Here is an 11,671-nt window from a genome sequence, read left to right on the forward strand (position 1 = left end):
CAGAGTAAATCTGTTAAGGCAGGTGCGGAACCCCGCAAGGGAAAGAAGCAGAAACCTAAATCGTGAGGTTTGGGAATCACCGTCCGTTTACTGCGGTGAGGATGTCAATTCTCTATAGCTCTGGCAAAAATCGCCAGTCTTTCCTTAGATCAACATGGCAGATTCTTTCTTTTGCCTCTTGCCTGTTGCCTCTTGCCTTCAGAAACTGACCATTGAAAAAGGTGAGCGATCGCTCACCTAGTAATTTTTTTAAAACCGTAATTAACTGGATTTAGTAAACTCCGGGGTTAAAACGGTCATCACCCTCGATAAATTCTTTAGAAGGCTCAGTAACAGTAAATTTCTCCAGATTAGCCTGTAAACGCTCTTTTTGAGTGGCCGAGAGTCCGGGGATATTGAGGACATCTTCCACTTCTTGGTAGGGGGCGTTTTTGATGATTTTACCAGCTAAATTGGGATAGAACCCTCTCAAGTCCCGGAAATCGCGAATATCACTGTTATTGAGGTCGATTTTCGCCCCAAATTCTGTAGTTAGTTTGGCATCAGCCGCATTTAAGACCGCCACAGGAAGAGAGGGAAAGGCGATCGAGGTGAGATTGAGAGCTTGAGCGGGAACTTTGCCCCAAAAACTCCCGATAATCAAGGCAATTACCGCCAGCAGACGAACAAGATTCTTCATTGCAGTTGTGGTCTCCTAAAACCAAGGCAAATTAACACTCAGGACAAGAAGTTAAGCCGTCAGCTTTCCGACTAGGCATAGGGTGGGGAATTGGGATTTGCCACCGCAGCCTAGCTATTAGCTGAACGCTGATAGCTAGTTAAAAAAGTTATATCATGCCATTAGACCAGATCTTGACACTCTCCGCACTTTTAGGGCGGAGATTCTTGGGCTGAATCTTGCCTCTACTAGCAAAGCTAATTTTGGTCTTACAGTTTCATGTCTAGTCCGACTACACCTATAAGGCAAGCACTCTCAAAGACTACTCCCCAAGCGTAAATTTCTGTGTGTCCCACAGTATTTAATTGTTTTGCGTTCTGACAGTTTGGACTTAATTAAACACCATTAACTGTTAGAAATTTTGAGATGACGGAGTAGGACGTTTAACCTGTTTCCTCACGTTCTCACGGTCAGCAACCTGGGAACATTCTAGCACAAAGTCGCCCTAAAAGGACGGGGTTTTCAACCCAAATTTCCGATAACCCAGTTTGCCGTACTAGGGGAAGGGTTTTGGGGGTTGGGTGATGGGGAAGTGGGATAGGGGAAGTGGGGAGATCAGTGAACTGATAACTCAAATCTGATCACTGATCACTGATCACTGAAAAGGCTGATGGCTAATGGAATTATTACAAATCTCTAAAATTATCAATGAAGAACAGCACTCCTATGGCATCATAAACTGTTGCTTGTCTTGAAATATCTATAAGGAAGACACAATTATGGCTCTCCAATTGGGTGATATCGTTCCAGATTTTACACAGGATTCTAGTGAAGGTCCAATTTCTTTTCATCAGTGGGTAGGAGATAGCTGGGTAGTGCTGTTCTCGCACCCGGCTGATTACACCCCCGTTTGTACCACGGAATTAGGTACGGTGGCTAGTCTTAAGTCAGAATTTGAGCGACGTAATGTTAAAGTGATCGCTTTGAGTGTGGATAGTGCCGAATCCCATCGGGGTTGGATTAATGACATCAACGAAACTCAAAACACTACCGTTAACTATCCGATTATCGCCGATGGCGATCGCAAAGTGTCCGATCTCTACGGCATGATTCACCCCAATTCCCTCAATAATCTGACGGTACGTTCGGTGTTTATCATCGATCCCAACAAAAAATTACGTTTAACCATTACCTATCCTGCCAGCACGGGACGCAATTTTAACGAGATCCTGCGGGTGATTGACTCCCTGCAGCTCACCGATAACTATCAAGTGGCTACCCCCGCTAACTGGACCGACGGTGGCGATTGTGTGGTGGTTCCCTCTATTCCCACTGAAGAAGCTCGTAGCAAATTCCCCAAAGGAGTTGAAGAAATTAAACCCTATCTACGCATGACTCCCCAACCTAATAAGTAATTACTGATTCCTAATCAGTGAACCATATCCTTGAAAACTGACAATCCAAAAACCATAAAATCTTGAGCGAGGGTTAGCCATCCGTTACAACGGGTGGTAGGCCTGGCAACAGGCGATTTATCTCCCTCTATCATTTATCAGTTTAATTGTCAATATATTTTTTCATAGTTTCCCTAGATGTGTTAGCGGCAGCGCAGAAATAACTGGGAGTCCAGAACGCGCCACTTTCACAACTCAGGGGATTTTTTTCTTAAAAGCAATTTCTTGGCTGGGTTAAAGACAATTCATCGACATCTATCTTAACTATAAGTTAAATTAATATTTAACAAAAATCGGCTTAAGACTAAAAGAACAATGAACATTATGGCTCCAAATGCTTAGTAGTGGTTAGTTTAGCTAGATTGTAGATCGATGAAATTATCTAGAGATCGAGCAAGGAGCGTCAAGAATTCTGGGTTATATCTATAAGTAAATTTTATTTTAAGTTTATTTAAGACTGTCATTACTAATGCAAGGCTGAGTCAGGGAGATTTTCCCGTAGTATCAAAAATGAAACTCGCTCGCATCGTTCAATCTGACGACAAGCGAGAGGCAATTGTAGAAACTGCCGCTTTCACTAGCATTTAACTAAGAGGAACAACCGATGGCAACTTATAAAGTCACCCTGAAAACACCCAAAGACCAGCATACAATTGATGTTCCCGATGATGAGTACATTCTCGATATAGCTGAAGAAGAAGGAGTGGACTTACCTTATTCCTGCCGTGCGGGAGCTTGCTCCACCTGTGCAGGTAAACTTGAATCTGGTAGTGTCGATCAATCCGATCAATCCTTCTTAGATGACGATCAAATTGAAGCGGGTTATGTCCTCACCTGCGTCGCCTATCCTACCTCTGACTGTGTGATCATCACTCACCAAGAAGACGAAGCTTTGCAGTAATCTTCAAGATTGTCAGAAAACCCCCGTTAAGTGCTATCTATGGTGCTTAACGGGAGTTATTTTATGGCTCAAAAATTTTTTCCCTAAACACTTGTGTGTTTTAGCTAAGGGTGCTATGATTGTTAATCGTGGAATTAATGGGTCGGTGCCCGAGTGGTTAATGGGGGCGGACTGTAAATCCGTTGGCTACGCCTACGCTGGTTCAAATCCGGCCCGGCCCACCACGATCAATGCCCGTGTAGCTCAGTGGTAGAGCACACCCTTGGTAAGGGTGAGGTCATGAGTTCAATCCTCATCACGGGCTTTCTCTAAAACCCTGTCCCCAAACCGGTTTTCTGCCTAATACTAGGCTTTTATTTTCCCTGCTCATTCTCAATAAACCTTTGAAGGATGAGATTGAGTAAGTCTTCAGCAGTATTGCCTTAACAAAAGTTATCCCCTAGCCCAATTAGACATCGATCGCCTAAAATGGTCAAAATTAACTTATTTGTTGGCTCATGTCTCCCCTCGACAACATCGCTAAACTATCTCACCTCACCCGCAGAGATGTTCAGAAAAATTGGTTGATCGCTACAGCAGCGGGAAAACCAATTCAACCCGTCACCCTCAATGAAAAACAATACATTATTTGGCCGGCCGGCAGACAAATCCAATATCTAACTCAAAAAATTATTGTCCCCGAACATTTAGCCGGTTATCCTTTAGAGGGAATGGAACTGAGATTAATCTTAACTTGGTGGGCGGAAGATGTCAAAATTTATGTTAATAATCAATTTATCCAAGCAGGAGACCTCTTTGATTCTTCCACGCGCATTTTACTTTCTAACTCTGTCTCTACTGGTCAAGAAATTCTTGTTACTCTCCGTTTAGTCAGTCCCAATCATGATATTGGTGGTTTGATGAAATCGCAGTTAATCTATGAATATAGCCAAGCTATCGATCCTAGTTTTGTTGCTGATGAATTAACCATTCTGCATAATTATCTACAAACTTTTTATCCTGAAAACTTAGCGGCTTTTACCGCTACTCTCGATAATATTGACTGGGATAATGTCACCAACAAAGATAAATTTAATCAATCCCTAGAATCAATTCGTCAATCCCTGCAAACCCTGGCTCAACCACTGAAAGAACGCAGTTTTCATCTTCTCGGCCACGCACATTTGGATCTGGCTTGGTTGTGGCCGTTGGCAGAAACTTGGCAAGTGGCAAAAAACACTTTTATCTCGGTTTTAAACCTCCAAAAAGATTTTACCGCCCTCATATTTGGTCATTCTAGCCCCCTAATTTACGAATGGATAGAAAAACATCATCCTGACCTGTTTCAAGCAATTCTAGAGGCATATAAAGGGCAATCCTGGGAACTTTTGGGCGGGATGTGGGTAGAACCAGAAGTCAATTTGATCTCCGGGGAATCCCTATTTCGACAACTACTTTATGGACAAAAATATTTTCAAGAAAAATTTGGACAAATCACTGAAACTGCTTGGCTGCCGGATACCTTTGGGTTTCCCTACCAATTGCCACAAATTCTTAAATCCTTTGGCATAAAATATTTTGTAACCGGGAAACTACATTGGAATGATACGACTAAATTTCCCCACGGTTTTTTCTGGTGGCAATCTCCCGATGGCAGTAAAATTCTTTCCCTAATGTCTCCTCCCAATGTTGCTGGAGTTATGGATACTAATCCAATTATTATGACCGATCATGCTCTCAATTGGGAACGGCAAACCGGATTAAAAGATATTTTTTGGCTGCCCGGAGTTGGTGACCATGGCGGCGGACCGACTCGTGATATGTTAGCAGTGGCCCAACGTTGGCAAAAATCTCCTTTTTTCCCCCAGCTAAAATTTAGCCAAGCAACAACTTATCTGGACAGTCTGGAGACAAATAATCTTCCTATCTGGGATGATGAATTATATCTAGAATTCCATCGCGGTTGTTATACTACCCACGCTGACCAAAAAGCCTATAATCGTTACTGTGACATCCTCTTGTATCAAGGGGAATTATGGTCTTCTTTGGCTAATATTTTACTAGATATTCCCTATCCGAAAGTCGAGATAGAATCCGCATGGAAAAAGGTTTTATTAAATCAGTTTCATGATATACTTCCTGGTACTTCTATACCCGAAGTGTTTAGGGATGCTAATCAGTTATGGCAGCAAGTTATCAGCACAGGTGAAGCAATTTTAGAGCAAGCTTTACAGGCAATTGCCACTCAAATTAATTTACCTAATCCTCCCCATCCTCAAGCAAAACCTTTTCTAATTTTTAATTCTCTTAACTGGGAAAGAACCGAGGTTATCTCTTTAGCGATAGAATCTGTCAATTGCTCGGTTTATGACTTAAATAATTGTCTCTGTCCCTCGCAATTATCCCACGACAATCAGCTATTATTTCTCGCTGAAAATATTCCTTCTGTGGGTTATAAGTTATTTTGGTTAGTTCCCAATCAGCAAGCAACGGAGAAAAATTTAACTAACTGCCAATTTATTTTAGATAATGGCTTACTTAAAGTTACTATTAACTCGGAAACGGGGGATATAGATAGTATATTTGATATAATTAATCAAAGAGAAATCCTGCAAGCTGCTGGTAATCAATTACAGGCATTTAAAGATCAAGGACAATATTGGGACGCTTGGAATATCGATCCGAATTATCAACAATATCCCTTACCAAAAACAGTATTAAAATCGATCAAATGCTTAGAATGTGGTCCCTTGCGCTGGCAGATTCGCATCATCAGAAGTTTAGCTGATTCGGAATTTTGTCAAGATTATATCTTAGAAAAAGATTCTCCTATTCTCCAGATTAAAACTATTGTTAATTGGCAGCAGGAACATACTTTAGTAAAAACCGCTTTTCCTCTCACCCTAAACAGCAATTTTATCACCTATGAAATTGCCTGTGGTGCGATCGAGCGTGACCACCAAACAGAATCACCAAAATGGGAAGTTTACGGTCATAAATGGGCGGATTTAACCGAGAAAGAGGCATCCTACGGGGTGAGTCTTTTAAATAATAATAAATATGGCTATGATGCTACTAACCAGCAACTGCGATTAACTCTGTTGAGAAGTCCCCGATGGCCCGATCCCGAGGCGGATCTGGGGAAACAAGAATTTACCTATGCAATATATCCCCATCAAGGTAACTGGAAAACGGCGAAAACTGTCCATTATGCTTGGCAGTTAAACTCACCTGTCAACATTATTTTTATTACTAATTATTATCGATCAACCCAGTTGCCACCCGTGGCACAATGGTTAAAATTCTCGGTTGATAACTTAATTTTAATGAGTTTCAAACAAAGTGAAACATCCGCTCAGAGTTGGGTAATGCGCGTTTATGAATGTCAGGGAGAAAACGCTGTAATTGATTGGCAAAATCAATTACAATTAACAATAAAAGAATCGATCGACGGTTTAGAAAGAGCGATCGATCCTATTGAGCAAATTTCTCCTTGGCAGATAGCCACATGGTTATTAAAGAATTAATCTTCGTGATCTTCAAAAGGATCGCTTAATTCTGCTGCTGGCGGTCCAAAAGCGGTATAAAGAGCTAAAACGGTAATCCCCACCAAAGCGGCAGCGATCGAAATACCCAAAATTGTTGCAGTTTCCATAAAATAAAATTTGCTTAGATACAGTCCGTATCCTATCTTAACAAGATATAACCGATCTCGCAGCCGACAGCGATCGCTAATCTGGCCGGTTGCATTGCTGTTATCTCATGCCCGATAATGGTGAAAGGATCGACTAAATAGCGATCGAACTAAACTAGAAGAATTATTATGAAGAAACTCCTACAGGGACTAGAAAAGTTCCAGAGTGGTTATTTTGATGAACATCGGCAATTATTTGAGCAACTCTCCCACGGACAAAAACCGAGAATCCTGTTTATCACCTGTTCCGATTCCCGTATCGATCCTAACCTAATTACCCAAGCGGAGGTGGGGGAATTATTCGTAATTCGTAATGCGGGAAATATAATTCCTCCCTACGGAGCAACCAATGGTGGTGAGGGTGCATCTATAGAATATGCTATCAACGCTCTCGGCATCGAGCAAGTGATTATCTGCGGTCACTCCCATTGTGGAGCGATGAAAGGTTTGTTAAAATTGCAAAGTCTGGCCGATGAAATGCCTTTAGTTTACGATTGGTTAAAGCAAGCAGAAGCTACTCGACGTTTAGTTAAGGATAATTACAAAGAACTAGAAGGAGAAGAACTGATCGAGGTGACAGTAGCAGAAAATGTTCTCAATCAGTTAAGTAATTTGCAAAGCTATCCAATTATTCGTTCCCGATTACATCAGGGTAAATTATCCCTACACGGTTGGATTTTTCGGATTGAAAACGGCGAAATTCTAGCCTACGATCCAATCCTACACGATTTTGTCGCTCCCCATAGTAAAATTACCCATCCCGAACCAGAAGACAATTTACCCCCTAGTCGTCACCTTCCCAATAGTCATCCCTTCAAGATTTCTGAGGATTATATCAGGACTAATGCGGAGGTAAAAAAAGCGACTCCCGCGGTTAATACTGTGGCGAAAAAGAATGGCTCCTCAACCCAAAAACCGGGCTATAATTATTTAGAACCCTCCCAAGCTGATCGCATTTATCGCGGTTCGAGAAGTTAATTAGGGATTAGAGAAATTCTCTAGAGATGTGCTTATCTAGAGTGGCAGTTAATGGCAAGAGCCTTCCCAGTTGATAATGACCGTAATCCGGGACAATCAGCCTAACATCTGGTGACAGCATCGGCAAGTCAGCAACGCTCAGTGTTAGGAAAGCTGATAGCTATTGCTTTTTACTCAAAAAATATGGTATGATAGAAAACTGTCAGTTTTACGAAAGCCGATGAAAACGGAAGAGATTATCAAATCAATCGAAGCCGAGTATCTCAAGAGCGATCTGCCCATTATCCATGTCGGTGACACGATCCGGGTAGGGGTGCGAATCGTGGAAGGAGATAAAGAGCGGATTCAGCCCTACGAGGGCATTGTCATCGCCAAACGCCATGGCGGTATCAACGAAACGATTACAGTACGCAAAGTCTTCCAGGGTGTGGGAGTAGAAAGAGTCTTCCTGCTCCACTCGCCGCGGGTTGCCAGTATCAAGATCATCCGTCGTGGTAAAGTACGTCGGGCGAAACTTTACTATCTGCGCGATCGGGTTGGCAAAGCCACCAGGGTACAAGAACGTTTCGATCGCCCTCTCTAAAAATTTTCCGGCGACAGCCTAACCAAGAAAGTTGCTTAATCGCCAACAACTACGCTATAGTAAATAAAGGCCTTAAAAAAGCCAAATAGTTTAGCGAATGGGCGCTCTTAGTTCAGTTGGTAGAACGCAGGTCTCCAAAACCTGATGTCGGGGGTTCAAGTCCTCCAGGGCGCGTTTGGTAATCACCAAGCCGATAACTGCAAAGGACATGATCTAAATGTCTGGGGGTTAGTGTGGGTTGTCCGGTGAAAATGATAAGTTAAGGATAGCTTGAGTATCATTTTAAGGAGTAGCGATCGTGGCCAAAAAAGAAACCCTAGAAAAAGACACGAGCGACAAGAAAGAGGGAAGCTCCTTTCAGGTCAAGGAATTCGTCAATGAAACCAAAGAAGAACTCGCCAAAGTCGTCTGGCCTTCCCGTCAGCAACTTTTGAGTGAATCAGCGGCCGTGATGTTAATGGTGACTTTGGTAGCCACTCTCATCTATCTGATTGATAAATTCTTTGCCTGGGGTGCGGGGAAGGTGTTCCCATGAGTCTAGAAGAAGAACAGTTTCCCGAAGAAGTCAATCTTAGCGGCCTACCGAAAAAACCCCGTTGGTATGCCGTGCAGGTGGCTTCTGGTTGTGAGAAACGCGTCAAAGCTAATTTGGAACAGCGCATCCACACCCTCGATGTGGCCGATCGCATTCTACAAGTCCAGATTCCCCAAGCGGCCACCGTCAAAGTCCGCAAGGATGGTTCACGGCAACACGGTGAGGAAAAAGTCTTCCCCGGTTATGTCCTGATCAAAATGATCATGGATGATGACGCTTGGCAGGTGGTAAAAAACACCCCCCACGTGATCAACTTTGTCGGGGCCGAACAAAAGCGCCACTACGGACGCGGCCGCGGTCACGTCACCCCGCTACCCTTGAGCCTGTCAGAAGTCGATCGCATCTTCAAACAAGCTCAGATTCAAGAACCCGTCGTCAAAATCAATATGGAAGTTGGCGATCAAATCTTGGTTCTATCCGGTCCATTTAAGGACTTTGAAGGGGAAGTGATCGAAGTTAGTCCCGAGCGCGGCAAACTCAAGGCCTTGCTCTCCATTTTTGGTCGGGATACCCCGGTCGAATTGGAATTTAATCAAGTCGAAAAACAAAACTAAATCATGGCTAAAAAAGTCGTCGCAATTATTAAACTAGCTTTACCTGCTGGTAAGGCTAACCCTGCTCCTCCCGTGGGTCCTGCTTTAGGTCAACACGGGGTGAATATTATGGCGTTTTGTAAAGATTACAACGCTAAAACCGCCGATCAGGCTGGGATGATCATCCCTGTGGAAATCTCCGTTTTTGAGGATCGTAGTTTTACCTTTGTCCTCAAAACTCCCCCCGCTTCCGTTCTCATCCGCAAAGCGGCCGGTGTGGAAAGAGGTTCCAACGAACCCAACAAGAAATTTGTCGCCACCATTACCCGCGACCAATTACGGGAAATCGCCCGGACTAAAATGCCCGATCTTAACGCTAACGACATCGAAGCGGCCATGAATATTGTGGCGGGAACGGCCAGAAATATGGGTGTCAAGATCTCAGACTAAATCTTATTTCGGGGAGAAGTTAAGCTTCGTTATTACCCAAGGAGCAACAAATCAGATGGTAAAAAAAGTTTCACGACGTTTGCAAGATGCCCAGGCTAAGGTAGAAAATAAAGCCTACGAGCCATTAGAGGCACTGACATTATTAAAGGAATTAGCGACGGCGAAATTCGACGAAACCGCCGAAGCTCATATTCGTTTAGGCATCGATCCTAAATATACCGACCAACAACTGCGGACAACGGTAAGTTTACCCAAAGGAACCGGACGCAAGGTGCGAGTAGCGGTGATTACTCGCGGGGAACAGGTACAGGAAGCGAACAACGCCGGGGCCGATATCGTTGGTTCGGAAGAATTAATCGAAGAAATCGCCAAGGGGATGATGGATTTCGAGGTGTTGATCGCCACCCCCGATATGATGCCGAAAGTGGCTAAATTAGGTCGTCAACTCGGTCCGCGGGGTTTAATGCCCTCACCGAAAGGGGGAACCGTAACCACGGATTTAACGGGGGCAATCTCTGAGTTTAAAGCGGGTAAATTGGAATTCCGGGCCGATCGCACCGGTATCGTTCACGTTCAATTTGGTAAAGCTTCTTTTAGTGCCGAGGATCTATTAGTCAATTTGAAAGCTTTACAGGAAACGGTGGACAGAAACCGGCCTTCCGGGGCCAAGGGGCGTTACTGGCGTACAGTTTACGTTTCTTCGTCCATGGGGCCATCGATTCCAGTGGATATTAGCGCCCTGCGGGATCTGAAATTAGCAGAAGGTTAATGACAGTTATTTTTTCTGAAAAGGCCTCCAAGTAATTGGGGGCGTTTTTTGGGGATTTTATCTATTCTAAGATCATTGATTTTCATTTTTGGGTTCTTCTATAATCAATACAGCATGATATTGTCCTTCTTTTAAATTTGAGGGAACTTGTACGGTTAATTGACCTTCATTGTTAACGAATGCTTCAACCTCAATGGTTTTCATGTTAACATATCTCTCTTCATTTTCTGCTATAATCTTAACGGTATAAGCATCTTTATCTGCTAAAGACCGAGCATACTTTCCTCTGACTGCACTTTTTAAATGAGACTCCGTTAAAACCTCAGAATAATCATCTAACATTTCATCATCTTTGAGGGTATCATTCATTACTTTGTTCATAGATTTTTCTTTCATGTTTAGTTACTCTCCTAGCACTAATGATTCTGATCTTTCCTTGTCTTTCAGCATGAACAACTAAAAGCAAGCGGTTTTGACTAGAATAACCAATTGTCAAAAAACGATCTTCTAAGATTGAATGAGTAGGATCATCTAAAGTCAAAGAATAGGTATCTTCAAAGACAGTTTTAGCCTCATTAAAAGAAATATCGTGTTTTCTCAGATTTATCTTAGCTTTGTCTTTATCCCATTCAAAATTAGTCGTCATCATCTTAATTATACACAATAAATAAAATAAGTGGTATAAAAATCGCCCACCCTACTATGGTAAACCGTTAGTTAACTAAAGTGCGCTCGCCTTTGGCTAGATACTTTCGGGATCGCTCTATCTTGATGTTTATAGATGTTGGAAAAAAAACAATAAATTTGTGATACTGTTATCATTTTGACAAGTTATTGATGTTCTTTCTCAAGAAGATCGTCTATTATTAGAAACAAGATTAGAACAAAAGAAACAAAAACAAGAACCTTATGCTTGATCAGATTGGGAAACCACAAAAGCACGAAGAACAACCACAGACAGCCAAGAGAAGAACGAACTGAACAATTATTGACATCCTCACCGCCGTAAAACGGACGGTGATTCCCAAACCTCACGATTTAGGTTTCTGCTTCTTTCCCTTGCGGGGTTCCGCACCT

At 42.8% G+C, this 11,671-nt stretch carries 13 protein-coding genes and 3 tRNA genes; 12 read left to right on the forward strand and 4 right to left on the reverse strand.

Going from position 1 to position 11,671, the window contains the following annotated elements; genetic code table 11:
- Positions 1-271: 271 nt before the first annotated feature.
- A complete protein-coding gene (psbU, locus tag BGL89_RS06090) occupies positions 272-679 on the reverse strand; it encodes a photosystem II complex extrinsic protein PsbU (RefSeq protein ID WP_286824933.1) in 408 nt (135 codons plus the stop codon).
- Positions 680-1,437: 758 nt separating this feature from the next.
- On the opposite strand from psbU, the gene BGL89_RS06095 reads away from it, so the two are divergent.
- From BGL89_RS06095 to BGL89_RS06115, 5 genes are all read left to right on the forward strand, one after another.
- Positions 1,438-2,073 carry a peroxiredoxin gene (locus tag BGL89_RS06095; protein ID WP_002761158.1) on the forward strand — a complete coding sequence of 212 codons (636 nt, stop codon included), beginning with the start codon at positions 1,438-1,440 and terminating at the stop codon, positions 2,071-2,073.
- Positions 2,074-2,716: 643 nt separating this feature from the next.
- Entirely contained in the window at positions 2,717-3,013 is a 297-nt protein-coding gene (locus tag BGL89_RS06100) for a ferredoxin (RefSeq protein ID WP_286824934.1), read from the forward strand.
- Positions 3,014-3,152: 139 nt separating this feature from the next.
- Positions 3,153-3,237, forward strand: a tRNA-Tyr gene (locus tag BGL89_RS06105).
- Positions 3,238-3,245: 8 nt separating this feature from the next.
- Positions 3,246-3,317 (forward strand) — tRNA-Thr (locus tag BGL89_RS06110).
- Between the two features lie 193 nt (positions 3,318-3,510).
- On the forward strand, positions 3,511-6,519 hold the full coding sequence (locus BGL89_RS06115) for an alpha-mannosidase (RefSeq protein ID WP_286824935.1): 3,009 nt from the start codon (positions 3,511-3,513) through the stop codon (positions 6,517-6,519).
- Here the strand turns inward: BGL89_RS06115 and psbN are convergent.
- Positions 6,516-6,647, reverse strand: coding sequence for a photosystem II reaction center protein PsbN (gene psbN / locus BGL89_RS06120; RefSeq protein WP_012266479.1), 132 nt, complete (start codon positions 6,645-6,647; stop codon positions 6,516-6,518). The genes BGL89_RS06115 and psbN overlap by 4 nt on opposite strands.
- Before the next feature lie 168 nt (positions 6,648-6,815).
- Between psbN and BGL89_RS06125 the strand changes: the two genes are divergently transcribed.
- The 7 genes from BGL89_RS06125 (at position 6,816) to rplA (ending at position 10,594) form a co-directional block, all read left to right on the forward strand.
- Positions 6,816-7,664 carry a carbonic anhydrase gene (locus tag BGL89_RS06125; RefSeq protein ID WP_286824936.1) on the forward strand — a complete coding sequence of 283 codons (849 nt, stop codon included), beginning with the start codon at positions 6,816-6,818 and terminating at the stop codon, positions 7,662-7,664.
- Between the two features lie 220 nt (positions 7,665-7,884).
- Complete coding sequence (rplS, locus tag BGL89_RS06130; RefSeq protein ID WP_002738040.1) at positions 7,885-8,247, forward strand: 50S ribosomal protein L19; 363 nt, start codon at positions 7,885-7,887, stop codon at positions 8,245-8,247.
- 101 nt (positions 8,248-8,348) lie between these two features.
- Positions 8,349-8,421: transfer RNA gene (locus tag BGL89_RS06135), tRNA-Trp, on the forward strand.
- 124 nt (positions 8,422-8,545) lie between these two features.
- The gene (secE, locus tag BGL89_RS06140) at positions 8,546-8,782 is read left to right on the forward strand and encodes a preprotein translocase subunit SecE (RefSeq protein WP_002765998.1); all 237 of its coding nucleotides are present in this window, start codon (positions 8,546-8,548) and stop codon (positions 8,780-8,782) included.
- Complete coding sequence (gene nusG, locus BGL89_RS06145) at positions 8,779-9,396, forward strand: transcription termination/antitermination protein NusG (protein ID WP_286824937.1); 618 nt, start codon at positions 8,779-8,781, stop codon at positions 9,394-9,396. Before secE ends, nusG begins: the two co-directional genes overlap by 4 nt.
- A 3-nt stretch (positions 9,397-9,399) precedes the next feature.
- Positions 9,400-9,825, forward strand: coding sequence for a 50S ribosomal protein L11 (gene rplK / locus BGL89_RS06150; protein WP_079208987.1), 426 nt, complete (start codon positions 9,400-9,402; stop codon positions 9,823-9,825).
- Between the two features lie 55 nt (positions 9,826-9,880).
- Complete coding sequence (gene rplA / locus BGL89_RS06155) at positions 9,881-10,594, forward strand: 50S ribosomal protein L1 (protein WP_286824938.1); 714 nt, start codon at positions 9,881-9,883, stop codon at positions 10,592-10,594.
- 72 nt (positions 10,595-10,666) lie between these two features.
- Here rplA and BGL89_RS06160 read toward each other — a convergent pair whose 3' ends face one another.
- Together BGL89_RS06160 and BGL89_RS06165 are read right to left on the reverse strand one after the other, a co-directional pair.
- The gene (locus BGL89_RS06160) at positions 10,667-10,990 is read right to left on the reverse strand and encodes a hypothetical protein (protein ID WP_158200246.1); all 324 of its coding nucleotides are present in this window, start codon (positions 10,988-10,990) and stop codon (positions 10,667-10,669) included.
- Positions 10,956-11,243: a BrnT family toxin gene (locus BGL89_RS06165; protein WP_286824939.1), complete on the reverse strand. Its 288-nt coding sequence runs from the start codon at positions 11,241-11,243 to the stop codon at positions 10,956-10,958. Before BGL89_RS06165 ends, BGL89_RS06160 begins: the two co-directional genes overlap by 35 nt.
- Positions 11,244-11,671 lie beyond the last annotated feature (428 nt).

It is taken from the genome of Microcystis sp. LSC13-02, assembly GCA_002282935.1.
Lineage (GTDB): Bacteria > Cyanobacteriota > Cyanobacteriia > Cyanobacteriales > Microcystaceae > Microcystis.